The sequence below is a fragment of the Methylobacterium marchantiae genome, from assembly GCF_042679825.1.
In the GTDB taxonomy this organism is placed as follows: Bacteria; Pseudomonadota; Alphaproteobacteria; order Rhizobiales; family Beijerinckiaceae; genus Methylobacterium; species Methylobacterium marchantiae.
This window is the reverse complement of record NZ_JBHTND010000004.1, coordinates 114,879-138,459: the sequence shown is the minus strand read 5'-3', so window position 1 is coordinate 138,459 and position 23,581 is coordinate 114,879. Positions and strand designations below refer to the sequence as shown.

23 protein-coding genes are annotated in these 23,581 nt (G+C 68.3%); 10 read left to right on the top strand and 13 right to left on the bottom strand.

Annotated elements, in window-relative coordinates:
- Positions 1 to 3 precede the first annotated feature (3 nt).
- Entirely contained in the window at positions 4 to 696 is a 693-nt protein-coding gene (modB, locus tag ACFQ4G_RS04605) for a molybdate ABC transporter permease subunit (protein WP_238204303.1), read from the bottom strand.
- Between the two features lie 132 nt (positions 697 to 828).
- Complete coding sequence (locus ACFQ4G_RS04600; protein ID WP_379039780.1) at positions 829 to 1,041, bottom strand: hypothetical protein; 213 nt, start codon at positions 1,039 to 1,041, stop codon at positions 829 to 831.
- 128 nt (positions 1,042 to 1,169) lie between these two features.
- Here ACFQ4G_RS04600 and ACFQ4G_RS04595 point away from each other — a divergent pair, with 128 nt between their 5' ends.
- The 5 genes from ACFQ4G_RS04595 to ACFQ4G_RS04575 all read left to right on the top strand — a co-directional run bounded on the left by ACFQ4G_RS04595 (position 1,170) and on the right by ACFQ4G_RS04575 (position 8,249).
- Positions 1,170 to 2,087 carry a 50S ribosomal protein L11 methyltransferase gene (locus ACFQ4G_RS04595; protein ID WP_238204305.1) on the top strand — a complete coding sequence of 306 codons (918 nt, stop codon included), beginning with the start codon at positions 1,170 to 1,172 and terminating at the stop codon, positions 2,085 to 2,087.
- A 41-nt stretch (positions 2,088 to 2,128) separates the two neighbouring features.
- A complete protein-coding gene (locus ACFQ4G_RS04590; RefSeq protein ID WP_238204306.1) occupies positions 2,129 to 3,970 on the top strand; it encodes an aminopeptidase P family protein in 1,842 nt (613 codons plus the stop codon).
- A 38-nt stretch (positions 3,971 to 4,008) separates the two neighbouring features.
- Positions 4,009 to 5,283: an NAD(P)/FAD-dependent oxidoreductase gene (locus ACFQ4G_RS04585; RefSeq protein ID WP_238204307.1), complete on the top strand. Its 1,275-nt coding sequence runs from the start codon at positions 4,009 to 4,011 to the stop codon at positions 5,281 to 5,283.
- A gap of 141 nt (positions 5,284 to 5,424) precedes the next feature.
- A complete protein-coding gene (locus tag ACFQ4G_RS04580) occupies positions 5,425 to 7,602 on the top strand; it encodes a protein-disulfide reductase DsbD family protein (protein ID WP_238204308.1) in 2,178 nt (725 codons plus the stop codon).
- A gap of 5 nt (positions 7,603 to 7,607) precedes the next feature.
- On the top strand, positions 7,608 to 8,249 hold the full coding sequence (locus tag ACFQ4G_RS04575; protein WP_238204309.1) for a redoxin domain-containing protein: 642 nt from the start codon (positions 7,608 to 7,610) through the stop codon (positions 8,247 to 8,249).
- A 24-nt stretch (positions 8,250 to 8,273) separates the two neighbouring features.
- Here the strand turns inward: ACFQ4G_RS04575 and ACFQ4G_RS04570 are convergent, their stop codons facing one another.
- Positions 8,274 to 9,452, bottom strand: coding sequence for a hypothetical protein (locus tag ACFQ4G_RS04570; RefSeq protein WP_238204310.1), 1,179 nt, complete (start codon positions 9,450 to 9,452; stop codon positions 8,274 to 8,276).
- Positions 9,453 to 9,642: 190 nt separating this feature from the next.
- Here ACFQ4G_RS04570 and ACFQ4G_RS04565 point away from each other — a divergent pair, with 190 nt between their 5' ends.
- Positions 9,643 to 10,875, top strand: coding sequence for an MFS transporter (locus tag ACFQ4G_RS04565; RefSeq protein WP_238204311.1), 1,233 nt, complete (start codon positions 9,643 to 9,645; stop codon positions 10,873 to 10,875).
- A 156-nt stretch (positions 10,876 to 11,031) separates the two neighbouring features.
- Entirely contained in the window at positions 11,032 to 12,090 is a 1,059-nt protein-coding gene (locus tag ACFQ4G_RS04560; protein WP_238204313.1) for a GSU2403 family nucleotidyltransferase fold protein, read from the top strand.
- Between the two features lie 3 nt (positions 12,091 to 12,093).
- On the opposite strand, the gene tolB is transcribed toward ACFQ4G_RS04560, so the two are convergent.
- From tolB to tolQ, 4 genes are all read right to left on the bottom strand, one after another.
- Positions 12,094 to 13,425: a Tol-Pal system beta propeller repeat protein TolB gene (gene tolB / locus ACFQ4G_RS04555; protein WP_238204315.1), complete on the bottom strand. Its 1,332-nt coding sequence runs from the start codon at positions 13,423 to 13,425 to the stop codon at positions 12,094 to 12,096.
- A gap of 217 nt (positions 13,426 to 13,642) precedes the next feature.
- Positions 13,643 to 15,022, bottom strand: a complete 1,380-nt coding sequence (gene tolA, locus ACFQ4G_RS04550; protein ID WP_238204317.1) for a cell envelope integrity protein TolA — start codon at positions 15,020 to 15,022, stop codon at positions 13,643 to 13,645.
- A gap of 14 nt (positions 15,023 to 15,036) precedes the next feature.
- Positions 15,037 to 15,480 carry an ExbD/TolR family protein gene (locus tag ACFQ4G_RS04545; RefSeq protein ID WP_238204319.1) on the bottom strand — a complete coding sequence of 148 codons (444 nt, stop codon included), beginning with the start codon at positions 15,478 to 15,480 and terminating at the stop codon, positions 15,037 to 15,039.
- A 31-nt stretch (positions 15,481 to 15,511) separates the two neighbouring features.
- Positions 15,512 to 16,228, bottom strand: coding sequence for a protein TolQ (tolQ, locus tag ACFQ4G_RS04540; protein ID WP_018041984.1), 717 nt, complete (start codon positions 16,226 to 16,228; stop codon positions 15,512 to 15,514).
- Positions 16,229 to 16,616: 388 nt separating this feature from the next.
- Between tolQ and ACFQ4G_RS04535 the strand changes: the two genes are divergently transcribed.
- A complete protein-coding gene (locus tag ACFQ4G_RS04535) occupies positions 16,617 to 17,858 on the top strand; it encodes a methyl-accepting chemotaxis protein (RefSeq protein WP_238204321.1) in 1,242 nt (413 codons plus the stop codon).
- A gap of 48 nt (positions 17,859 to 17,906) precedes the next feature.
- On the opposite strand, the gene ybgC is transcribed toward ACFQ4G_RS04535, so the two are convergent.
- The 3 genes from ybgC to ruvB form a co-directional block, all read right to left on the bottom strand.
- Entirely contained in the window at positions 17,907 to 18,320 is a 414-nt protein-coding gene (ybgC, locus tag ACFQ4G_RS04530) for a tol-pal system-associated acyl-CoA thioesterase (protein WP_238204323.1), read from the bottom strand.
- Complete coding sequence (locus tag ACFQ4G_RS04525) at positions 18,317 to 19,261, bottom strand: metallophosphoesterase (protein ID WP_238204325.1); 945 nt, start codon at positions 19,259 to 19,261, stop codon at positions 18,317 to 18,319. Before ACFQ4G_RS04525 ends, ybgC begins: the two co-directional genes overlap by 4 nt.
- Positions 19,262 to 19,366: 105 nt before the next feature.
- Positions 19,367 to 20,419, bottom strand: a complete 1,053-nt coding sequence (gene ruvB, locus ACFQ4G_RS04520; RefSeq protein WP_379039810.1) for a Holliday junction branch migration DNA helicase RuvB — start codon at positions 20,417 to 20,419, stop codon at positions 19,367 to 19,369.
- 178 nt (positions 20,420 to 20,597) lie between these two features.
- On the opposite strand from ruvB, the gene ACFQ4G_RS04515 reads away from it, so the two are divergent.
- Positions 20,598 to 21,182 carry a Uma2 family endonuclease gene (locus tag ACFQ4G_RS04515; RefSeq protein ID WP_238204333.1) on the top strand — a complete coding sequence of 195 codons (585 nt, stop codon included), beginning with the start codon at positions 20,598 to 20,600 and terminating at the stop codon, positions 21,180 to 21,182.
- A gap of 41 nt (positions 21,183 to 21,223) precedes the next feature.
- On the opposite strand, the gene bfr is transcribed toward ACFQ4G_RS04515, so the two are convergent.
- From bfr to ruvA, 3 genes are all read right to left on the bottom strand, one after another.
- Positions 21,224 to 21,721: a bacterioferritin gene (gene bfr / locus ACFQ4G_RS04510; protein ID WP_019906792.1), complete on the bottom strand. Its 498-nt coding sequence runs from the start codon at positions 21,719 to 21,721 to the stop codon at positions 21,224 to 21,226.
- Between the two features lie 62 nt (positions 21,722 to 21,783).
- On the bottom strand, positions 21,784 to 22,065 hold the full coding sequence (locus ACFQ4G_RS04505) for a (2Fe-2S)-binding protein (protein WP_238204334.1): 282 nt from the start codon (positions 22,063 to 22,065) through the stop codon (positions 21,784 to 21,786).
- A gap of 177 nt (positions 22,066 to 22,242) precedes the next feature.
- Complete coding sequence (ruvA, locus tag ACFQ4G_RS04500) at positions 22,243 to 22,860, bottom strand: Holliday junction branch migration protein RuvA (protein WP_238204336.1); 618 nt, start codon at positions 22,858 to 22,860, stop codon at positions 22,243 to 22,245.
- A 78-nt stretch (positions 22,861 to 22,938) separates the two neighbouring features.
- On the opposite strand from ruvA, the gene ACFQ4G_RS04495 reads away from it, so the two are divergent.
- On the top strand, positions 22,939 to 23,556 hold the full coding sequence (locus tag ACFQ4G_RS04495; RefSeq protein WP_238204338.1) for a YceI family protein: 618 nt from the start codon (positions 22,939 to 22,941) through the stop codon (positions 23,554 to 23,556).
- Positions 23,557 to 23,581 lie beyond the last annotated feature (25 nt).

The window sequence follows — 23,581 nt, the reverse complement described above, 5'->3', positions numbered from 1 at the left end:
CCGTCACCCTGCGCCGAGCCGGCGCCCGAGACGGCGCGCCAGCACTTCGGACACGAGAAGGGCCGTCATCGACAGGGCCACCGAGATCAGGGTGAGGCGCAGGGCGGCCCCCTCCCCGCCCGGCACCTGGGTGAGGGTGTAGATCGCGGAGGGCAGCGTCTGAGTCTCGCCGGGAATGTTCGAGACGAAGGTGATGGTGGCACCGAACTCGCCCATCGCCTTGGCGAAGGCCAGGACCGCGCCGGCGAGGATGCCGGGCATGGCGAGAGGCAGGGTGACGGTGAGGAAGACCGCGCTCGGGCGGGCGCCCAACGTGGCGGCGGCCTGTTCGAGGCGCCGGTCCACCGCCTCGATCGACAGGCGCATGGCCCTGACCATCAGGGGGAATCCCATGATCGCGCAGGCCAGGGCCGCGCCGGTCCAGCGGAACGAGAACACGATCCCGATCTCGGCCAGCGCCGCCCCGAAGGTTCCGCGCCGGCCGAAGGAGAGCAGCAGCAGGTAGCCCGTCACCACCGGAGGCAGGATCAGGGGCAGATGGACCAGCCCGTCGAGGAGGGCACGGCCGGGAAAGCGCCCGCGCGCCAGCAGCATGGCGATGCCGAGGCCGGGGACGATACTCGCCAGGGTCGCCACGGCGGCGACCTTCAGGCTGAGGCCGATCGCCGTCCACTCGTCGGGTGTGAGGTCGAGCACGGGCGGCCGGTCAGGTCCGGCTCGCGGCCGACCACGTCGTTCTGTGCCGCATCATGGGCTCGCGCATTCCCCTGCCGAAAGACCACCGATCGGCGTGACGGACACGTCGATAGCACGGATTTCGGCCAGCGATCAGGAGCTGGAGCCCTCGTCCTCGCCACCGACGCGACGCTCGGCGCGATGCAGCCGGCTCAGGAGAACGAGCATCGAGCCCGGAACCGGCTCGAAATTCGGCTCGGAATCGAGCAGCCCGAGACTGCCGGTCGCGCGAAGGCGCCTGGCGGTCTTCCTGCCGACGATGGCCACGGGGGCCCGGCGTATGTTTTTCTTCTGGTTCGTACTCAACAACGCACCCTCGAATGCCGTGGGAACGACAGGAGAAGCGCAGGGAAACGCGAACCTTCGCGCACGGTTCCCTGCGTTCGGTTTCACGGCGGTGGCGATGGCTCATCGCGGATGCTAGAGCCCGCTCCATGCTCGAAGGCCTTCACCCCAACCGCCCGACCCATGTGCTGCGCCTCCTCACCGACGAGAGGTCGGCGCGCGCCATGACCGACATCCTCGGCGAGATGTTCGACCCGACGGAGACGGCGGTCGCCGCCTTCGAGGCGGAAGACGGCAGAACCTGGCGGCTGGAGGCTTATTTCGCCGATGCGCCGGACGAGGAGATGGTGCGCGACCTGATCCGCCCTCTGGTGGGCGAGCAGGCGGATGCGGCGATCTTCGAGACCATCGACCAGCAGGATTGGGTCCGCGCCTCCCTCGAAGGGTTGAACCCGGTCCGCGCGGGGCGTTTCCTCGTCCACGGCGCGCACGACCGCCACAATGTGCGGCCCAACGATCTGGCCATCGAGATCGAGGCGGCCCTCGCCTTCGGCACCGGCCACCACGGCACGACGCTGGGCTGCCTCAAGGCGCTGGCCGGCATCCTGAAGCAGGGCCGTCCCGCGCATGTGCTCGATGTCGGCACCGGCACCGGCATCCTCGCCTTCGCGGCGGCCAAGGCCTTGCACCAGCCGGTCCATGCCGGCGACCTCGATCCCGAGGCCGTCTCGACCGCCAAGGGCAATGCCCGGCTCAACGGGCTCGGCGGCCTCGTCCGGCTCTATGTCGGCCCCGGCGTGCGCCATGCGAGCGCGAACCGCACCCGGCGCTTCGACGTGGTCTTCGCCAACATCCTGGCCCGCCCGCTGAAACGTCTCGCCCCCTCGCTCACCGCCACGGTGGCCGATCGCGGCGTCCTCATCCTGTCCGGGCTGATCGAGCGCGACGTGCCCGGCGTGCTCTCGACCTACCGCCATCGCGGCTTCCACCTCGCCCGCCACGGCCTGATCGAGGGCTGGGCGACACTGGTGCTGAAGCGCGGCGGAGCGGCACCGCGGCGTCTGTGAGATCGGTTGCCGCCTTGTCCGGCGCCGCGTAATTCTCCCCCATGACCCGCGCCCGCTTCCAGACCTTCGACGACCCGAGCCACCGGGAGGGCGCGACGCGGATCGCCGCCCTCAGGGAGGCGATGAGCCGGGCAGGCCTCGACGGGTTCGTGGTGCCCCGCGCCGACGAGCACCAGTCGGAATACGTGCCTCCCGATGCCGAGCGCCTCGCCTGGCTCACCGGCTTCACAGGCTCGGCCGGCACCGCCGTGATCCTCGCCGACGAGGCGGCGCTGGTGGTCGACGGGCGCTACACGCTCCAGGCACCGGAACAGGTGGACACGCGCGTCATCACCCCGGTGCAGCTCGCCGAGACCAATGTCGAGGCCTGGATCGGCGAGAACCTCAAGGCCGGCGCCGTGCTCGGCTACGATCCCTGGCTCCATACGGCGGAGGGCGTCGCCAAGCTTGAGAAGGCGGCGGAGAAGGCCGGCGGCCGGATCGAGCCGGTCTCGGAGAACCCCGTCGATGCGATCTGGGCCGGCCGGCCGGCCTCCCCCACAGGGCCGGTGGTGGTGCATCCCATCGAACTCGCCGGTGATCCCGTCGAGGTGAAGCTCCGGCGCATCCGCGAGGCGCTCGGGCGCGGCGGCTGCGACGCCCTCGTGATTTCCGATCCGCACAACCTCGCCTGGGCCTTCAATCTGCGCGGCTCCGACATCGCCCATACGCCCCTGGCGCTGGGCTACGCGATCGTGCCCCAGGCGGAACGCGCCTCCCTGTACCTGACCTCCACCGCCATCGACTCCGCCTTGCGGGAGGCCTTGTCGTCCTCGACGGAGATCGCCGGGCGAGACAGCTTCGCCGATGCCCTGTCGGCTCTCTGCGCCAGGGGCGCCCGTGTCAGGCTCGATTCCGCCACCGGCGCGGCGGCGTTGAAGACGCTGGTGGAACGGGCCGGGGGCAGGGTCGATCCCGGTCCCGACCCGATCACGCTGATGAAGGCGGTGAAGAACGAGGCCGAGATCGCCGGATCGCGCGCGGCCCATCACCGCGACGGGATCGCGGTCACGCGCTTCCTCGCCTGGCTGTCCCGGCAGGCATCGGGCGGCACCCTCACCGAGATCGCCGCCGTCGAGGCGCTGGAGGATTTCAGGCGCGAGGGCGGTCTCCTGCGGGACGTGTCGTTCCCGACGATCTCGGGCAGCGGCCCGAACGGCGCCATCGTGCATTACCGCGTCACCCGCGACACCGACCGGCGGGTCGGCCAGGGCGAGCTGTTCCTCGTCGATTCCGGCGCGCAATATGCGGACGGCACCACCGACATCACCCGCACCGTCGCCATGGGAATTCCGACGGGCGAGATGCGCGATCGCTTCACCCGTGTGCTGAAGGGGCATGTCGCCATCGCGCGGGCCGTGTTCCCGAAGGGCACGATCGGCGCGCAGATCGATTCCTTCGCCCGCGCGTCGCTCTGGCAGGCGGGGCTCGATTTCGATCACGGCACCGGCCACGGCGTCGGCGCCTTCCTCTCGGTCCATGAAGGCCCGCAGCGCATCGCCAAGACCGGCACCACGGCCCTGTTGCCCGGCATGATCCTGTCCAACGAGCCGGGCTATTACCGCACCGGCGCCTACGGCATCCGCATCGAGAACCTCGTCCTCGTGGAGGAGCGAGCGATTTCCGGCGGCGAGAGGCCGATGCTCGGCTTCGAAACCCTGACCCTGGCGCCCTACGATTCCAGCCTCATCGACCTGTCGCTGCTCGACGAGGCGGAGATCGCCTGGATCGACGTCTATCACGCGCGGGTGCGGGACGCCCTCGGTGCCGATCTCGACGAGCAGACACGCGCTTGGCTCGACGCGGCGACGCGGCCGTTGAGATCGATCGGAAACTCGGTCTGAAAGAGACCGGGCGCCATACCCACACAAGGACATAACGGATGACCGTGAAGACGGGTCTCCACGTCGTCGTCATCGGCTCCGGCGCGGTCGGAACGGTGAGCGCCATCGAATGCCTGCGCGCGGGCCATCGCGTCACGGTGGTCGATCCTGGCCGGCCCGGCGGCGAGCAGGCGTCGAGCTACGGCAATGCCGGCTGGCTCTCGTCCCACTCGGTCATCCCGCCGGCCGAGCCCGGCATGTGGAAGCGGGTGCCGTTCTTCCTCCTCGATCCCCTCGGGCCGCTCTCGATCCGCTGGGCCTATCTGCCCAAGGTCATGCCCTGGCTTGTGCGCTTCCTCCTGGCGGCCCGGACCACGCCGCGGATCGAGCGTACCGCCCGAGCCATGCGAACGCTGCTGGTCGATGCGCCGAAGCTCCATGCCGGCCTCGCCGCGGAGGCCGGTGTCGCCCATCTGGTGGAGCGGCGCGGGGTGCTGCACGTCTATCCCGATCGCGCGGCCTTCGAGAGCGAAGCGCGGTCCTGGGAGATCAGGCGCAAGGTCGGCGTCGAATGGCTCGAACTCTCGTCGGAGGAATTGCGGCAGCGGGAACCCTCCCTGCATCCCCGCTACACGTTCGGCCTCGTGGTCGAGGAGGCCGGCCATTGCCGCGATCCCGGGAGCTATGTCGCCGCCCTGTCCGGACTCGCCGAGGAGCGCGGTGCCACCTATGTCGCCACCCGCGCGACGGGGTTCCGCCTCGAAGGCGGACGCCTCGCCGCCGTCACCACGGAGGAGGGCGAGATCGCTTGCGACCGCGCCGTGGTCGCGGCCGGTGCCCGTTCGAAGCCCCTCGCCGCCTCCCTCGGCGACCCGCTCCCCCTGGAGAGCGAGCGCGGCTACCACGTGATGGTGACGGGCGCCGAGGCGGGCCCGCGCACGCCGGTCATGGCTTCCGATGCCAAGATGATCGTCAACGTCATGAACGGGGGTCTGCGCGCGGCCGGTCAGGTCGAGTTCGCGGGGCTGGCGGCCGCACCCAACTGGAAGCGCGCAGAGATCCTGCGCGACCACCTGATCTCGATGTTCCCGGGATTGCCGGACCCTCTGCCGGCCGACCGCCTGAAGGTCTGGCTCGGCCATCGCCCGAGCATGCCGGACGGCCGACCCTGCATCGGCCCTGCGCGCAGGACCCCGGACGTGGTCTACGCCTTCGGCCATGGCCATGTCGGCCTCGTCGGGTCGGCGAGGACGGGGCGCCTCGTCGCCCAGCTCGTGAGCGGTGAAACGCCGGAAATTCCCCTCGGGCCGTTCGATCCCCGGCGCTTCCTGTGAGGCGGACGGGGCTCCCTACCTCCCTCGAAGAGATGGTGCGGTGATTCCGTCGCGGAAGATTCCGGGCCATCGGTTTTGTCGGGGCACCAAACCGCCATATCTTGGGCCCAGGCTGTACTGTCCTCCGCTCCCAAGGCTCCGATGACCCGGCTCTTCGCCCTCCTGCTTCTCGCGCTGATCGGTGCCACGGGCGCCTCGGCGCAGGGGCTCAAGCCGCCGGCCGATCTCGTCAAGGCGAACCTCGCGGCGGAGCCTGGGGCGATCCGGGCCGGCGAGCCCTTCACCGTCGGCATCCGCATGGTGATGCGCCCGCTCTGGCACGTCTACTGGCGCAATCCGGGTGATTCCGGCCTGTCCCCGGAAGTAGCCTGGTCGCTGCCGCAGGGCTTCTCGGCGGGGCCCATCCAATGGCCGACGCCGAGCCGCATCCCCGTGGCGCATCTCGTCAATTTCGGCTTCGAGGGCGAGACGGTGCTGCTGGTGCAGATCACCCCTCCGGCGGTCCTGCCCGCCGGCAAGTCCGTGACGCTGGCGGCCAAGCTCACTTACCTGGTCTGCGAACGCGAATGCATCCCCGGCTCGGCCGATCTGAAGCTGAACCTGCCCGTGGCCGCGCCCGGCACCAGCGTCGGAAGCTCGCCCGCGAACGTCCTGCTGTTCGAGGATGCCCGCGCCGCCCTCCCCGTCCCCTCCCCCTGGAAAGTGACGCTCGCGAGCGAGGGTGAAAGGCTCGTGCTCGGCTTCGCGGCGCCCGGCCTGAAACCCGACGCGATCCGCGACCCCGCCTTCTTTCCCTATTCGGAGACGGCGATCGAGAATGCCGCCCCGCAGACACTCAGTCTCGACGACAAGGGCTTCACCCTGAGCCTCGCGCGGGCGACACCCGGCGAACCGGCTCCCACGGAGCTTCCCGGTGTCCTCACCTTCGAGGAGCAGACCGCCGACGGTCCGGTCCAGCGCTCCTACGCCATCGGCGACGCGCCGCCGGCCGCGGCCACCGGTGCGATCCCGGCGGGGCCGGAATCCGCGTCGCGAACAATCCCGGCGGAGGAGACGCTGACCCTGTGGAGTGCCGCCGGCCTCGCCTTCCTCGGCGGCCTCCTCCTCAACCTGATGCCCTGCGTCTTTCCGGTCCTGTCGATCAAGGTGCTGAGCCTGGTGAAGCATTCGGGCGAGCCCGCATCCCGCGTGCGCCTGCACGGCCTCGCCTATACCGCCGGCGTGCTCGCCGCCTTCCTGTCCCTGGCCGGCCTGCTGATCGCCCTCAAGAGCGCGGGGGCCGGCATCGGCTGGGGCTTCCAGCTGCAATCACCCCTGGTGGTGGCGGGTCTCGCCTACCTGCTCTTCGCCATGGGCCTCAGCCTTTCCGGCGTGGTCCATGTCGGCGGGGGGATCGCCGGGCTCGGTGACGGCCTGACCCGACGGGCCGGGCTCGAAGGCTCGTTCTTCACCGGCATCCTCGCCACCGTGGTCGCCACCCCCTGCACCGCCCCGTTCATGGGCTCGGCGGTGGGGTTCGCCCTGACGCAGGCGCCCCTGGTGAGCCTCGCGGTCTTCGCGAGCCTCGGCCTCGGCCTCGCCCTGCCCTTCCTCGTTCTCACCACATGGCCGGCGGCGTTGCGGCGCCTGCCGCGTCCGGGCGCCTGGATGGAGACGCTGAAAGGGGCGCTCGCCTTCCCGATCTACGCCACCGTGGCCTGGCTCGTCTGGGTCCTGTCGCAGCAGGTCGGCTCAGCCGGTCTCCTCGCCGCCCTGATCGGCCTCGTCCTCGTCGGCCTCGCCGCCTGGGCCTGGGAGCGGGCCCGCCATGCCAGCGGCTTCGGCGCCGGCATCGCGCGCCTGGCTGCCGTCGCGGCGCTGGCGGCGACCGTCGCGCTGATCGTCGGCCTCGATCAGGACAGGGCTTCCGCGGAGGGCAAGACGGCGGGCGCGGAGGGGATCACCCCCTTCACCCAGGCCCGCCTCGACGCCCTGGTCGGCCAGGGCAAGCTCGTCTTCGTCAACATGACGGCGGCCTGGTGCATCACCTGCCAGGTCAACGAGCGCACGGCCCTTCGCACCCAGGCAGTGGAAGCGGCGTTCAAGGCCCATGACGTGACCTACCTCAAGGGCGACTGGACCAACCAGAACCCGGAGATCACCGCCCTGCTGGAACGGCACGGCCGCAGCGGCGTACCGCTCTACCTGCTTTATACAGGGACCGGCGAGCCGGTGGTGCTGCCGCAGATCCTGACATCCGGCATCGTCCTCGACGAACTCGCCCGGATCCCGTCCACCGGCATCGACCGGCGTGCCGCCCTCGAGACGACGAAGAGGTGAGAGCCATGGCCATGACCCGCCGGATATTCCTGGGAAGCGCGATCGCCACCGGTCTCATCGGATGGCTGCCCGGTCTCTTCTCGCGAGAAGCGATGGCGGCGGGTCCCCAGGTCGGCAAGCCCGCTCCGCTCTTCACCGGCACGGATGCCGACGGACGCAGCGTCCGGCTGGAGGATTACAAGGGCCGGATCGTCGTCCTCGAATGGACCAACCACGATTGCCCCTTCGTGATGAAGCATTACGGTGGTCAGGCGATGCAGGCCCTGCAGAAGAAATGGACGGAGGCCGGCATCGTCTGGCTCTCGATCGTCTCCTCCGCCCCCGGCGAACAGGGCGCGGTGGACGGGCAGGCCGCCAACCGCCTGACCCAGACCAGGGGTGCCGCCCCCACCGCCGTGATCCTCGATCCGGCCGGTACGATCGGCCGCGCCTACGACGCCAAGACCACGCCGCACATGTTCATCGTCTCGGCGGAGGGCACCCTGCTCTATCAGGGCGGCATCGACGACAAGCCGTCCGCCAATCTCGACGACCTCAAGACCGCGAAGAACTACGTCGACGCGGCCCTCACCGAGATCGCCGCCGGCAAGCCGGTGAGCGTCAGGACCTCGCGGCCCTATGGCTGCACGGTGAAGTATTCTTCGTAAGACGACCTGCCGGCCGAAGCCGGTTCAGGAGAAATCCTCGGTGACGATCCGCGCCCAGGTCTCGCCTGCGAGGCCGCCGAGCAGCACATTGCCGCCGCGGATGGCGGAGAGGATGCGAGGATCGCGAGCCCAGACGATCGTCCCCATCACGTGATGATAGAAGATTCCCTTCTGGCGGATGAGACCTTTGGTGATATCCGCCGACGTTCCCCCGCGCACGGCCACGGCACCGAGTTCTGCGGCATGGGCGATCAGCTTGCCGACGACGATTTCCTCGCGGTTCGGCAAGGCCAGGATCTGGAGTGCGAAGGCGACCCCGTCGGGGCGCGCGTAGAGCAGGTAGAGACCGATGCGGCGGTTCACGCGATCCACCACTTCGCAGATCCGCAAGGGTCCGTACTTCGTCTGCAGTTCCGCCTGCTCCACGAACCAGGCGAGATCGGCCCAGGCGGGTTTCACATCATAGGGTTCGAGGAACGGCTTGGCCGCCTCGGCGAATTCGCGCGCGGACAGGGGCCGCGACCGGACGCCGTCGAGCGTCTTCCCAAGCGGCACGTCCGGTCTGGCAACGCGGCGATAGAGAGCATCCACGGCACGGCAGATCGGGACGAGAGGTGCGGCGAGGCGCGGGACACGCTTGGCGAGGAAGTAGGCGCCCGTTCCCGCCGGACGGACGATCTTCACCCATTCGAGACTCTGCATCGGCAGGGTCGCGAAGCGGGTGGCGCGGGCGATATCGAGGGACGTCCGGTTGGCGGTGTCGGTGAAGAGGAGGTCGAAATCGCGGGCGGTGACGCCCCGGACGAGGCTGACGCCGATGCCGGGGTTGTTGTCGGGATCGGCGGCCATGTACGCACTGAGGATGCCGGCGCGCAGAGTCCGCTCCCCGACGACCATGGTCATGGCGATGACGCCCATGAACCCGTCCAACGCCCCATTCCGGTCCAGGTGGACGATGGAACCCGTACCTTCGGTATAGGCCGGCGAATCGAAATACGTCGCCTCCAGGCAGGCGGCGAGCTTGCCCGCCTGATAACTCCTGCCCAGGCGAAAGGTCTGCGAGAACAGGCGGCAGACTTGCGGAATGTCGCTCCTCTCGAAGGCCCGGATCGAGCCGCGCGAAGACGAAGCAGCGAGATCTTGATTGTCAGCGGGAAGTTGAGCTTGGTCTGCCGGGTTCTGCTCCAGGACAGTTTGGTTCATGCTGGCACGATCCGCTGGCGCTTGGTCTAGAACCATACTCATTCGGCCGAGAGATTAGCAATTCGACAAGGCGGCACTTCGACAAGGCAGCACTTCGCATGCGGCATAGCTGGGGCATCGCCGTCACCTCCCTCGGCCTCGTAGAGACGATGCGGAGCAGCTCTCCCTCGACGTCTTCGGCCAAGTCATCATGACAGCACCCACCGCGCCGCGCTGGTCGGTCTTCCGCAACGGCGATTTCCGTCTCTACGGCGGCGCGCGCTTTCTCACCGGCCTCGCCTACCAGATGCAGGCCGTGGCGGTGGGGTGGTTCGTCTACGACCTGACCCGCTCCGCGCTGGCGCTCGGCCTCGTCGGTCTCGCGAGCTTCCTGCCGGCGATGCTCTCGGCCTTGATCACGGGGCACGTGGCCGACACCTACGACCGGCGCCTCGTCACCGCGATCGCCTACGCGATCCTGGCCGCCGCCGATCTCGGCCTCCTCGGCTTCGCCCTGTTCGGCACCGGAGCGATCTGGCCGATCTACGCCCTCGTGGTGGTCATCGGCACGTCGCGCGCCTTCGCCAATCCCGCCCTGCAGGCACTGCTCCCGACCCTGGTCCCGCGCGACCTGTTCGGATCGGCCATCGCCTGGAACGCCTCGCTCTGGCAGACCGCCTCGATCATCGGGCCGGCGGCGGGCGGCCTCCTCTACGTGCTGGGCCCTGCCGTGGTGTTCGGGGCGGCCGCGGCGAGCTTCGCCCTGGCGAGCGCCCTCGTCGCCGCGATCCGCTTCCGACCCGACCCCGTGACCGAGCGGCCTCCCGTCACCTGGGCCACCCTCTCGGCCGGCCTGTCCTACATCCGCTCGCAGCCGGTGGTGCTCGGCGCCATCAGTCTCGATCTCGTGGCCGTGCTGCTGGGGGGCGCCACCGCCCTGCTGCCGATCTTCGCCGCCGAGATCCTCCATGTCGGCCCGTTCGGGCTCGGGGCGCTGAGGAGCATGCCCGCGGCCGGGGCGGTCATCACCGCCATCGCCCTCGCCTACCGGCCGCTCGAACGCCATGCCGGTGCCCGGATGCTCCAGGCGGTGGCCGTCTTCGGCCTCGCGATCACGGTGTTCGGTCTCTCCACCTCGCTGACGTTGTCCATGGCCTGCCTCTTCGTCACCGGGGCGGCGGACATGATCAGCGTCTACGTGCGCCAGACCTTCGTGCAGGGCGAGACGCCGGATGCCATGCGCGGGCGGGTCTCGGCGGTGAACACGGTCTTCATCGGCGCCTCCAACGAGCTCGGCGAGTTCGAATCCGGCACGCTCGCCGCCCTCGTCGGCGCGGTGCCCGCCGTCGTGGCCGGCGGCCTCGCCACCATCCTCGTCGCGTTGCTGTGGGGCCGGCTGTTCCCGGCGCTCAAGGCGCGAGACCGGCTGCTGCCGGCCGAGTGAGGCCAAGACGACATGACACGGACCGAGAGCGATTATCCCTTTCCGTGCGAATCCTCGTCGCAGAATGGATAAATGCAGTCGAACCAATGGCTTCTCCGGTGCCATCGGCGCATTATCCCTCCGATGATCGAAATCGGGCGCTTGAGGGATAATCTCATGCTCTTCAGCGATTTAAGTGGGGATCAAGCACGACAGACGATCGATGCCGAGCAAGTCTTTTCCGGCTACGCCATGGCGCAGGGCGAGCTGGACCGGCGATTCTCGGGCTCGATGTCGTGGAAGACGGTGGGCGGTCGGGACTATCTCTACCGCAAGCGGCGCGACGCATGGAAATCCCTGGGGCCACGCGGAGCGGAGACGGAGGCGATCGCCCTCCAGTTTCACGCGGGCCGTACGAGGCTCCAGGAGAGGATGGCCGGTCTTGCCACGCGCCTCGACACCATGGCCCCGGTCAACCGCGCCCTCAACCTCGGGCGTCTGCCCCTCATCGCAGCGCGCATCCTGCGTGCCTTGGGGCGGGCTAACCTGATCGGCTCGGGCATCGAGGTGGTGGGGACGAACGCCCTGTTCGTCTACGAGCGGCTTGCCGGCGTCCAGATCGCCGGAGCCCACCTCGCCACCGCCGATGTCGACCTGCTGTTCGACGCACGCCGCTCCCTCCGGTTGATGGCCCCGGAGGTGTCGCTCACGGGCGTGGCGGGGCTCCTGCGCAAAGTCGACCATTCCTTCGAAGTCATGGGACAGGGCGGTTTCCGCGCCATCAACCGTGACGGCTACATGGTCGACCTGATCACGCCAGCCGCGAAGGACCGCATGGCCAAGCGGGGACGGAGCCGGATCGGCGCGGAAGCGAAGGATCTGGAAGCCGTCGAGATCGAGGGGCTGGCCTGGCTCGTGAACAGCCCCAAGGCGACGGCCACCATCATCGATGCTCGCGGATATCCCCTCGCCATGGTCGTCCCAGATCCGCGCGCCTTCGCCCTGCACAAACTCTGGCTCGCAGGACGCCAGGACCGTGACCCGCTCAAGCGCGAACGCGACCGGGCTCAAGCCGGGCTCGTCGCCTCCCTCGTGACGAACCGCCTGCCACATCTGCGCTTCGACGATCCGGCTCTGGCCGCGCTGCCGCGCGCCCTGCGCGAGCAGGCGGCATCTCTGACCGAGGCGAGACGGGACGCGGCATCCGGTCCGGCTCGCCTCGAGCCCGACTGGTAGCCCCTACTTCCCCGCCAGCAGCGGCGACCAGGTCGGGTCGGACGCGTAGGACGGGGTCGGCACCGGCTGTTCCACCTTGCCGGTGATATCGACCATGTAGAGCTTGCCGCCGCCCTGGCCGCCGGGATCGCGGAAGAACAGCACGTACTGGCCGTTGGGCGCGAAGGTCGGCCCCTCGTTGTGGAAGCCTTCCGTGAGCACGCGCTCGCCCGAGCCGTCCGGCTTCATCACGCAGATGGCGAAGCCCCCCTTGCGCTGGCGGGTGAAGGCGATGAGATCGCCCTTGGGCGACCAGGCCGGCTGCGAGGCCGAGCCCTCGCCGAAGGAGATGCGGGTCGGGTTCGAGCCGTCGGCGCCCATGACGTAGACCTGCTGCGAGCCGCCGCGATCGGATTCGAAGACGATCTTGCTGCCGTCCGGCGAGTAGGTCGGCGAGGTGTCGATGGCGTTGCCGTTGGTGATCGGCGTCTGCGCCTTCGAGCCGAGATCCATCTTCACGATATCGGCGTTGCCGCCCTGCTGCACGCTCATCACGAGATGGTGGCCATCGGGCGAGAAGCGCGGGCTGGTGCTCATCGAATCCATCCGGCCCACCGCCTGCCGCGCGCCGGTCTCGAGGTTGATCACCTGGATGCGCGGCTGCTGGCCGGTGGCCTGGGTCATGAACGCGATGTCCTGCGTGGCCGGCGAGTAGCGCGGCGCCACCACGGCGGATTCGCCGCCCGTGAGGGCGCGGACATTGGCGCCGTCCTGATCCATCACCATCAGGCGCTTGCGGCGGTTCTCCTTGGAGCCGGATTCATCGACGAAGGCGATGCGGCTGTCGAACCAGCCGCCGAGCCCGGTGATCTTGGTGTAGACCACGTCCGAGATCAGGTGCCCGGTGCGGCGGGCATTGGCGAGGTCGGCGCCGTATTGCTGGCCGGCGAGCTGCTGGCCGGAGGTGACGTCCCAGAGCCGGAACTCGACCTTGAGCTTGCCGGACGGGTCGCGGCTCACCCGGCCGGTGATGAGCGCCTGCGCGCCGGCGGTGCGCCACTTGTCGAAGCCGGGCACCGAATCGAAGCCCGGATTCTCCGGAAACTTCCCCTTCTCCAGCGGCACGAAATAGCCCGACCGGCGCAGGTTGTTCGTCACCACGCTCGACACCAGCAGGCCGAGGCTCGGATCGCCGGAGAAATCGGCCACGGCGATCGGCATCGGCTGGAACGAGCCGCCGCCGATCCGCAGGTTCAGCTGAGCCTGGGCGGGTGCCGCGAAGGCGAGCACGAGGGCGAGAATCGCGAGGAGGGACGCCAGGGGCGAGGCGAGCCGCCGGGTGAGACTGTCGGTCATGAAGAGATTCCGAAAACCTTGAGCAGGGATTCTGGGTACGTCGGCCCGTCCAATCCTCGCCCTCATCCTGAGGTGCCCGCGTCAGCGGGCCTCGAAGGAGGCTTCCAGACAGCACGAGAGCCCTGGAAGCCTCCTTCGAGGCCTTCGCTCACGCTTCGGCACCTCAGGATGAGGAAGAGGGATTGGACGAAGCCGAAGGAAGGATCACCGACCTGTATCACACCCGCGAGAACTCGAATTCCGCGTTGATCGCCTTCCAGTCGTCATAATACGGCGCGAACTGGGGCGGGATCTTGTAGGGCGCGCAGCGCTTCACCGCCCGCAGGGCGGCCTCGGCGAGGGAGCGATCCACGGCATTGGCGCCGCCGCGCATGATCCGCGGCTCGGTGCTCAGCGCGCCGTTGGCCGAGAGGCGGATGTCGAGCATCGGCAGCACCACGCCCTGCGACGCGCCCGGGGGCGCCGAGTAGCAGCGCTCGATCTGCTGGGTCAGCATCCCGATCAGCGAATCGCGCATGGAGGGCGACAGGCGCTGCGAGGTGCCGCTGGCGGCTCCCAGGGACGCCGTGCGCTGGATGTCGTGGCCGGTGGCGCCGGTGGATTGCGAAGGCGCCTTCGAGGCGAGCAGCTGCTTGATGTCGCCGGAGCTGAACTTGTCGGCGAGCTCGGCCTGTTTCCTGGCCTTGGCCTCCGCATCGGCCTTGGCGCGCGCATCCGCCATCGCCTTGGCTTTGGCCTTCGCGGCGGCATCCGCCTTGGCCTTCGCCTCAGCCTGGGCCTGGGCTTGGGCCTTGGCATCCGCGGCGGCCTTGGCTTCGGCGATCGCCTCCTGACGCTCGGCCTCCGCCTTCGCCTTCGCTTCGGCCCTGGCTTCCGCTTCCGCCTCGGCCTTCTCCGCCTTGGCGAGCGCTTCGGCCTTGGCCTTCGCGTCGGCCTTCGCCTTGGCCTCGGCCTGAGCCTTGGCTTCCGCCAGAGCCTTGGCCTTCTCGGCCTTGGCGGCGTCCGCCTTGGCGATGGCCTCGGCCTCCTGGCGCTCGATGAGTTCGGCGAGCTTCTCGCGTTTCTCGGCCTCGACCTTGGCGGCCTTCACCGCCTCGGCCTTGGCTTCCGCCTTCGCCGCTTCAGCCTTGGCGGCAACCTTCGCCTCGGCCTTGGCGGCTTCGGCCTTCGCGGCCTCCTTGGCTTCCTTCGCCGCCTCGGCCTTGGCCGCTGCGGCCGCGGCGGCGGCGGCTTCCTTCTCGATGTCGGGTTCGGCCATGCGCAGGGGCATTTCCTCGGCGCTGGCGACCTTCATGTCGGCCGGGCGCTTGGGCGGCGCGGGGGCATCGACCTTGGAATTCTCGGGCTCGCGCTCCTCGAACTTCTCGGAGACCTTGTCCGCCCGGGGCTTGGCGTCGGGCAGGGGCTTCTCGGCGTTCTTCTCGCCCTTGGTCAGTTCGGAGAATTGCTGCTCGGTCATCACCTCGACCGGCACGCCCTCCTGGGCGTCGGGCAGGGCGGGCGCCGCGACGGACATCAGTGCCACGGTGAGTACCGCGACATGAACGCCGCTGGAGATCCAGACGCCCGGCTCACGGAATTTGGCGGGAAGCTTCACGGTGGCGGCGCCCGCTATTTCTGGTCCGGCTCGGTGACGAGGGCGACCTTCTTGAAGCCGCCTCCGGTCACGATCGCCATCACCTGGGCCACGCGGCCGTAATCGACCCTCTTGTCGCCGCGCACGAAGACCCGCTCCTCGAAGCCGGATTTCGAGGTGTCCATCAGCTTGGGCACGATGGTGTCGTCGGTCAGTTCGGCCTCGCCGAGAAAGACCTGGCCGCTCTGGCGGATCGACAGGGTCACCGGCGTGGAATCGGAGTTGAGCGGGCTCGCCTTGGATTGCGGCAGGTCGAGGGGGACGCCCACCGTCATCATCGGGGCGGCCACCATGAACACGATCAGCAGCACGAGCACGACGTCGATGAACGGCGTCATGTTGATCTCGTTGATGGCGCCGCCGCGCCGTGCGCGACGCCGCCTGCTGCCACCCTGCGCCGCTCCGTGGGCCATGCCCATGATCGTGCCTCGATGCGTTGAAGGTCGGGGATCAGGCGGCGAGCGACAGGCGCTCGTCGATCTGACGCGAGAGGATGGCGGAGAACTCGTCGGCGAAGCCTTCGAGCCGCGACTGAGCCTTGGAGACGTTCGACTGGAGCTTGTTGTAGGCGAGCACCGCCGGGATCGCCGCGAACAGGCCGATGGCCGTGGCGAACAGGGCCTCGGCGATGCCGGGCGCCACCACCGCGAGCGAGGTGTTCTTCGAGGCGGCGATGGCGGTGAACGAGGTCATGATGCCCCAGACCGTGCCGAACAGGCCGACATAGGGGCCGGCCGAGCCGATCGAGGCGAGGAACAGGAGGCGGGATTCGAGACGCTCGACCTCGCGCTGGATCGTCACGTCGAGCACCTTGTCGATGCGCTGCGAAAGGCTCTGGATCTGGCGGCCGGAGCCTTCGAACGAGCGCTTCCACTCGCGCATGGCGGCCACGAACAGGGCGCCGAGATTGGTAGCGGGACGATCGTTGAACGAGCGGTAGAGTTCCTCGAGCGAGCGGCCGGACCAGAACGCCTCCTCGAACGCATCCATCTCGGTCTTGGTGCGGCGGAACAACAGCGTCTTGTCGACGATGATGGCCCAGCACCAGACGGAGCAGCCGAGCAGGCCCACCATCACCAGCTTCACCACGAAATGGGCGTGCCAGAACAGGTTGAACAGGCTCATGTCCGGCGGAGGCAGCGCCTGCATGGCATCGGCTGGGTTCATGGCACCACGATCCTCGAAAAACCCAGTGCTGGGCGACCGCAGAGGCGGAGATCCGGCCTTCGCGCTCCAACCGGAACCTTGAGTGATTTCAATGCTCAATGGTCCGCGAATCTGTCGAAAGTAAGGGCTGCTTTGTGCAGCGCACCCCCGACCTCGTCCGCAGCAGTTAAGCATCCGGCAAGGTTAACATTCCCTTGCGGTCGATCCGCTCCGCGCGATCCCGGTCGCTGCCGCAGCCGCAACACCGAACGCGGGCTCGATTGCAGACGAGATGATCTATATTTCAACAGTTGTATCTTTAATCGTTGTTTAAACAATATAGACTAATAAAATGATTGCCACCTCCGCACAGATTAGTCATCTGCGCCAGAATCATGGTATAGATCTGATGAGTATTTTCAATCGCCGCAATAGAAAGCCAGTCTCGACTGCACCGGCAGTTCCGGCGACCGACTTCGAGGCCGTCCTCGATGCACTTCCCGTCAACGTTCTGGTGCTGGATCCGGTCAGCGCGGAAATCACCTTCGCGAACCGGCGCAGCGTCGAAACGCTTCACTCGCTGAAGGAACATCTTCCGCATGGGGTCGACCCCAATCGCATGGTCGGCAGTTCCATGGACGTCTTCCACAAGAACCCGAAGCACCAGCGCGGCATCGTCTCCGATCCCTCGCGCCTGCCGTGGCGAACGAAGATCCGTCTCGGTCCCAAGACCCTGGATCTCCACGTCTCCGCCGTCCACGCGACCGATGGAGCCTACCTCGCTGCCGTCCTGTCCTGGGCGGATGTGACCCCCCTGGCGGATGCCATCACGTCCTTCGATCAGTCGGTGCAGACCTCCCTCGGCAGGGCCGCCGCGGCGACGACGACCGTGCGCGGGGCCGCCGACCATGTCCTCGGCAAGACCAGCGAGACCTCGCAGGCCGCCGAAATCGCCTCCACCGGAGCGAGCGGCACATCCGCCAATGTCGAGGCCGTCGCCGCCGCCGTGGAGGAGCTGAATGCCGCCAACTCTGAAATCAACCAGCAGATGAGCCGGTCCCGGTCGGTCACGGCGACGGCCGTCGACGAGGTCCGGCATGCCGTCGCCAGCGTCCAGGCCCTGCGGGAGAATTCGCAGCATATCGGGCGGGTGGTCGGAATGATCGGCAAGATCGCCAGCCAGACCAATCTGCTGGCGCTGAACGCGACGATCGAGGCCGCCCGCGCGGGCGTGGCCGGCCGCGGCTTCGCCGTCGTCGCCACCGAGGTCAAGGCACTGGCCGATCAGACCTCGCGGGCGACCGACGAAGTCTCGCAGCAGATCACGCAGATCCAGGCGGCGACCACCGAGACGGTGACGATGATCGAACGGATCGCAGGGACCATCGCCCGCATCGACGAGAGCGCCGTCACGGTGGCTGCGGCGATCGAGGAACAGACGGCGACCACGGCCGAGATCAGCCGCAGCATCAACACGGCGTCGTCGCAGACGGGACGGGTGAACGAGAGCGTCGCGGCGGTGGCGGCCAGTGCCGACAGCTCGGCCAGTTCGGCGCAGAGCGTTCTCGGCGCCACCTCGGAGCTCGATCAGCAGATCGAGGAACTGACGAAGGCCGTCACGATCTTCCTGGGCGAGGTCCGCAGAATCTGAGGGTCGGGAGCCGGGTCGGCCCGGCCTGCGGTGTGTCGGACTGGCCTTCTATGCCCCGTCGGCCCGCGTCGTCGTCAGGGCCTGGCGCAGGCTGTCCGGCAGGCGGATCGCCCGCCCGTCACGGACGCAGGCGATGACGACGTCGGCATGGACCAGCCTGTCCTCGCCGCGCAGGACTTCCTGGACCAGATGCATCGAGGCACCCTTCATCTGCGCCGTCCAGGTCCGGATCTCGAGCAGATCGTCCATCCGCGCCGGCTTGGCATAATCGATGACCATCCGGCGCACCACGAAGTGCAGCCCGTCCGCCTCCTGGTGCAACTCCGACTGGTTGCCGGCCAGGGTCCGGAACAGCTCCGTCCGCCCCCGCTCCATGAAGCGCAGGTAGCTCGCATGGTAGACGAAGCCGGAGAAGTCGGTGTCCTCGTAATAGACGCGGATATCGATGCGATGCGCGGTCATGCGATGGCTTCCGAGGACAGGTCCACGACGACGATCTCGGGCGTGATGCCGAGGCGGATGGGCAAGCCGCTCATGCCGAGGCCGCCGGACACGACGAGGTCGGTCTGCTCGCGGACATGGCCGTAGGCGTAGCGCCGTCCGTAGCGGGAGGGAACGACGGGCGCATAGCCGAGCAGCCGGACCTGCCCGCCATGGGTATGGCCCGACAGGGTGAGCGCCACATGGGCCGGCACCTGCGGGAAGATGTCGGGCTCATGGGCGAGGAGGATCGAGGAGGCGCCCTTCGGGATGGCGGCGAGGGTCGCGGGCAGGTCGTCGCTGCCCATCCGTTTGAAGCCGTAGCGCCACCATGTCCGCTGGAAGCTCAGCTGGTCACCGAGCCCGGCGAGCCAGACCTCGTGTCCCCTCACCCGCAACGGCAGCGCCTCGTTCTGAAGCACGCGGATTCCGACGCCGGTCAGGGCCTCTCCGGCGAGGGTGGGGCCGTGCCCGCGCTCGCAGGCCGCGCGATCCGCCCACCAATCGTGATTGCCGAGGATGGCGTAGGTGCCGAGCGGCGCCTTCAGGGCACCGAGCACGGGCGCCCATTCGGCCGGTGCCACGATGGTGGTGAAGGCGCGCGTTCCGCGGACATAATCGCCGAGCAGGACGATGACGTCGCCGCCGAGACCATTCGCCAGATCCACGATGCGGCGGATATGCTCGGGCTTCATGAACGGATCGCAGGCATGGACGTCGGACACGGCCACGATCCGCAGGGACAGGCCCTCGGGCCAGGGGGCCATCGGCCTGATCCGGTATCGCGTGACGGCGAGGCGCATCGGTTCGACGCCGACCCCGTAGGCGACCGAGCCGCTGCCCGCGAGCGCTACGGCGCCGAGGCCGAGCACCACGGTGCGGCGGGTGATCCTGACGGGGGACGATCCGAGGGCGGAGCTCATGGAATGGGCCTGGCCTCTGGCACCGCGGGTCGTAGGTCGCACGACCACCCCCACCTCCAATTCCTCCCCACGATGGAGAGGAGGGCGCGAACGGCACCCACCGCCTCACTCATCGGGATCGCCCGCCACGAACAACCCGAATTGCGGGCCCGGATCGCGCCTCGGCTCTGCGAATCCCATATGCCTGTAGGCGTGCGGCGTCAGCATGCGGCCGCGCGGGGTGCGCTGGACGAAGCCCTTCTGGATCAGGAACGGCTCGATGATGTCCTCGATGGCGTCGCGCGGCTCGGACAGCGCCGCCGCGATGGTCTCGATCCCCACCGGCCCTCCGTTGAAGGAGCCGGCGATCATCGTGAGGTACTTGCGGTCCATCACGTCGAGGCCGGCCGGGTCCACGTCGAGGAGCTGGAGCGCCCGGTCGGCGATGGCCCGCGTCACCGTGGGGGCATCGGCCACGATGGCGAAGTCGCGCACCCGGCGCAGCAGGCGTCCGGCGATGCGCGGCGTGCCGCGCGCCCGCTTGGCGATCTCGTTGGCCCCCTCCGCCGACATGCCGATGCCGAGCACCCGCGCGCCGCGGGTGACGATGAGTTCGAGCTCGTCGACATCGTAGAATTCGAGGCGGATCGGGATGCCGAACCGGTCGCGCAGCGGCGTGGTGAGGAGGCCCGCGCGGGTGGTGGCGCCGACCAGGGTGAATTTCGGCAGCTCGATCTTCACCGAGCGCGCCGCCGGTCCCTCGCCGATGATGAGATCGAGCTGGTAATCCTCCATGGCCGGGTAGAGGATTTCCTCCACCGCCGGGTTGAGGCGGTGGATCTCGTCGATGAAGAGCACGTCGCGCTCTTCCAGGTTGGTGAGCTGGGCGGCGAGATCCCCGGCCTTGGCGATGACCGGGCCGGAGGTGGAGCGGAAGTTCACCCCGAGCTCGCGCGCCACGATCTGCGCCAGTGTGGTCTTGCCCAGGCCCGGCGGCCCGACGAACAGGACGTGGTCGAGGGCCGAGCCGGTCTTCTTCGCCGATTCGATGAAGATCTGCATGTTGGCGCGCGCCGCCCGCTGACCGATGAACTCGGCGAGGCTGAGAGGGCGGATCGACTGCTCGACATCGTCCGGCAGGCGCTCGGGCGTCAGAAGCGATTCCGGCAGCGGGTGCAGGGTGGCAGATTTCGGCGCCTTGGCCGGGGATTTCGGAAGCTTGCTCACACGGGCTCTCGGTCGGGGCCCGGCACGGGGCCTGCTCCGGTGGATCGGCGTTCGGCCCGATGTCGCACAACGCCGCCCGGCGCGCTACACTGCGCCATCGGCGGCACTCGGCCGCTGCAAGGGGTTCGCGATGGGTGACGCCTCACAGCTCTTCGAGACGATGGCTCTCGACGATTTCGAGGAGCTGCTGGCCGACAAGCCACGCAACGAGCGCTGGGAGCTGATCGGCGGCCGCGTCGTGCGGATGATGGTCGGCGCCCGCTGGGAGCACGGGCGAATCGTGCAGAACATCGCGAGCCACTTGCATCAGGGCTTCCGCGCGAAAGGGTCCTCTTGCCAGACCTTCGCCGAGACGTTCTACATGAAGAGCCGTTCCCTCGACGCAGCTATGCTGCCCGATGTCCTCGTCGTCTGCGGCGGCATCGAATCGGGTGCCACATCGGTGGACAACCCCACTGTAGTGATCGAAGTGCTCTCGCCCGGTACCGAAGCAAGGGACCGCTTCGAGAAATGGCGGATCTACCAGCAGCTGCCGGCCCTGCAGCACTACGTCCTCGTGGCACGGGACCGGCCTCACATGGAGGTCTATGACCGTCTGGAGGGAACCTGGAACGGCTTCCGTCTCATCGAAGGACTGGACTCAACGCTCGAACTGCCCGCCATTCAGGCCTCCCTTCCCTTGAGCGAGGCCTACTGGGGCGTATTCGAGTCCTGACGGATCCCGCGGCGCCTCGACGCCGCGGGTCTTCCTTCGACTCAATCCTTCTCGGGCGCGATCGCTTCGAGGCCGCCGATATGCTTCTGCGCGTAGAGCGGCAGGCCGACCTGGGCGATGAGGTTCTGCTGCGTCTCGAGGAAGTCGATATGGCCTTCCTCGTCGGCGGCGAGCTCCTCGAACAGGATCTTCGAGACCCGGTCGTTGATCGAGTCGCAATATTGCGCGGCTTCGAGATAGAGCGCGCGCGCCTCGGTTTCGGCGGCGAGATCGCAGGCGATGATCTCCTCGACATTCTGGCCGATGCGCAGCGGATCGAGTTCCTGCAGGTTGGGGAACCCGTCGAGGAACAGAATCCGGTCGACGAACCGGTCGGCATGGTTCATCTCTTCGATGGATTCCTTGCGCCAGAACTTCGCGAGGTCGATGTAGCCCCAATCGTTCAGCATGCGGAAATGGAGCCAATACTGGCTCACGGCCGTCAGCTCGCTGCGGAGACCTCGGTTGAGGTACTCGACGACCTTCACATCACCCTTCATAACACGCACTCCCATTGGGTCATTCGTGACCCGAAGGGGAGCGTGGGGCCTCGCACAGGCCCTCAGGCGGCGATCCCCTCCTCCGCAGTTTGGAATTGAACCAAACTACAGCCGCTCGCGCAACCCGTTCCGCACGCATGGCCGGCCCCCGACATGGATTCCTCGAGAGCGCCTTGCAGGGCGGCCTGCATGATCGAGCGGATCGTCCGGGCGCAGCGGCCGCATTTCGGGCTGCAGCCGAGACAGGCATGGACTTGCGCCGGGGTCCGCGGGCAATCGGGCCCGTCCTTCAGACAGGCGCGGACGGCACCGTCGGACAACACATTACAGGAACAGACGATCATGTGAGCTCGCTGGACGGGACGGGACGCTTCGCTCGGGCCAGAGAGAATCGTGCACGAGGCAGATTTCCCGTTGCGGCCATCGACTTGCGCGCCTCTTTAGAACTTTTAAAATCTACTGCATTCTCAACAACTTAACCGGCATGGGAGGAATGCGCAAGATGCGCGGACGACGCGTGGTCAGCGCGCCAGCTCGCGCAGGCCGAGGCGGATCAGGGTCTTGGCCTCCGCCCCTTCCCCCGCGCCCTTCATCGCGGCACTGATCGCGGCGGAGGCCTGGACCGGGGCGTAGCCGAGATTGACCAACGCGGAGATCGCGTCGGCGGCGGGCTGGGGCGCCGTGCGGTCCTGTACCGCGCCGGACAGGGCGAGCACGGCGGGGTCGATGGGCGCGAAGGCCGGCGCCTTGTCCTTCAATTCGGCGGTGAGACGGGCGGCGAGGCGCGGGCCGACGCCGGGGGCGCGGGCGATGGCGGTCTTGTCACCCATGGCGATGGCGGTGGCGAGGGCCTCCGGCTCCATCACCGAGAGCAGGCCGAGCGCCACCTTGGAGCCGACCCCCTGCACGGTCTGGAGGAGGCGGAACCACTCGCGCTCGGCATCGGACCGGAAGCCGTAGAGCCGGATCATGTCCTCGCGGACATAGGTCTCGATGGCGAGGGATGCCGCCTCGCCGACCCCCGGCATCCGCTGCAGCGTGCGGGCGGAACAATGCACCACGTAGCCGACGCCCTGCACGTCGAGGATCACGAAATCCTCTCCGTAGGAATCCACCACACCCTTCAGCTTGCCGATCATGCATCATCTCGTCATCAGAGGCAGGGTCTTACCAGGGACCGGCCCTCCTGTCCGACCAGCCACAGAGAAAGTGACCGCATGACGCGCACGCGCCTCCTCGCCCTCCTGCTTCTGGCCTCCGGCGCCGCCCATGCGCAGGAAACGCCGGCGGATGCCGGCCCGTCGAGCGACCCGACCCAGGTGAAGGCCGGCGCCTACGTGCTCGATCCGGCCCACGGCAAGATCACCTGGTCGGTGAGCCATCTCGGCTACTCGACCTATTACGGCCAGATCACCGACGTGGCGGCGAAAGCCGATCTCGATCCGAAGGACCCGGCGAAAAGCCGCCTGTCCGTCACCATCGGCATGGCGAGCATCAACGGCCTCAACGACGCCCTGAACCGGCACCTGCAGGGGCCGGACTTCTTCGACACGACGACATTCCCCACCGCCACCTTCACCGCCACCCTGGTGGAGCCGACGAGCCCGACCACGGCCCGCATCTCCGGCACCCTCACCCTGAAGGGCGTGGCCAAGCCCGTGGCCTTCGACGCCACCTTCAACCAGGCCGGCATCAACCCCATCGACAAGCGCTACACCGTGGGCTTCGACGGCCGCACCGTGATCAAGCGCTCGGATTTCGGTGTCTCCGCCTTCCTCCCCGCGGTGGGCGACGAGGTGAGCCTGCGGCTGGAGGGCGAGTTCAAGGCGCAGTAGCCCGCCTGCGCGGCGGGTACGGCTC

Bases quoted from the DNA above. Each gene is read 5' to 3' on its own strand.
- ACFQ4G_RS04595 (WP_238204305.1), top strand. From the start codon at position 1,170: ATGCTCGAAGGCCTTCACCCCAACCGCCCGACCCATGTGCTGCGCCTC.
- ACFQ4G_RS04590 (WP_238204306.1), top strand. From the start codon at position 2,129: ATGACCCGCGCCCGCTTCCAGACCTTCGACGACCCGAGCCACCGGGAG.
- ACFQ4G_RS04585 (WP_238204307.1), top strand. From the start codon at position 4,009: ATGACCGTGAAGACGGGTCTCCACGTCGTCGTCATCGGCTCCGGCGCG.
- ACFQ4G_RS04580 (WP_238204308.1), top strand. From the start codon at position 5,425: ATGACCCGGCTCTTCGCCCTCCTGCTTCTCGCGCTGATCGGTGCCACG.
- ACFQ4G_RS04575 (WP_238204309.1), top strand. From the start codon at position 7,608: ATGGCCATGACCCGCCGGATATTCCTGGGAAGCGCGATCGCCACCGGT.
- ACFQ4G_RS04570 (WP_238204310.1), bottom strand. From the start codon at position 9,452: ATGAACCAAACTGTCCTGGAGCAGAACCCGGCAGACCAAGCTCAACTT.
- ACFQ4G_RS04565 (WP_238204311.1), top strand. From the start codon at position 9,643: ATGACAGCACCCACCGCGCCGCGCTGGTCGGTCTTCCGCAACGGCGAT.
- ACFQ4G_RS04560 (WP_238204313.1), top strand. From the start codon at position 11,032: ATGCTCTTCAGCGATTTAAGTGGGGATCAAGCACGACAGACGATCGAT.
- tolB (WP_238204315.1), bottom strand. From the start codon at position 13,425: ATGACCGACAGTCTCACCCGGCGGCTCGCCTCGCCCCTGGCGTCCCTC.
- ACFQ4G_RS04545 (WP_238204319.1), bottom strand. From the start codon at position 15,480: ATGGGCATGGCCCACGGAGCGGCGCAGGGTGGCAGCAGGCGGCGTCGC.
- tolQ (WP_018041984.1), bottom strand. From the start codon at position 16,228: ATGAACCCAGCCGATGCCATGCAGGCGCTGCCTCCGCCGGACATGAGC.
- ACFQ4G_RS04535 (WP_238204321.1), top strand. From the start codon at position 16,617: ATGAGTATTTTCAATCGCCGCAATAGAAAGCCAGTCTCGACTGCACCG.
- ybgC (WP_238204323.1), bottom strand. From the start codon at position 18,320: ATGACCGCGCATCGCATCGATATCCGCGTCTATTACGAGGACACCGAC.
- ACFQ4G_RS04525 (WP_238204325.1), bottom strand. From the start codon at position 19,261: ATGAGCTCCGCCCTCGGATCGTCCCCCGTCAGGATCACCCGCCGCACC.
- ACFQ4G_RS04515 (WP_238204333.1), top strand. From the start codon at position 20,598: ATGGGTGACGCCTCACAGCTCTTCGAGACGATGGCTCTCGACGATTTC.
- bfr (WP_019906792.1), bottom strand. From the start codon at position 21,721: ATGAAGGGTGATGTGAAGGTCGTCGAGTACCTCAACCGAGGTCTCCGC.
- ACFQ4G_RS04505 (WP_238204334.1), bottom strand. From the start codon at position 22,065: ATGATCGTCTGTTCCTGTAATGTGTTGTCCGACGGTGCCGTCCGCGCC.
- ruvA (WP_238204336.1), bottom strand. From the start codon at position 22,860: ATGATCGGCAAGCTGAAGGGTGTGGTGGATTCCTACGGAGAGGATTTC.
- ACFQ4G_RS04495 (WP_238204338.1), top strand. From the start codon at position 22,939: ATGACGCGCACGCGCCTCCTCGCCCTCCTGCTTCTGGCCTCCGGCGCC.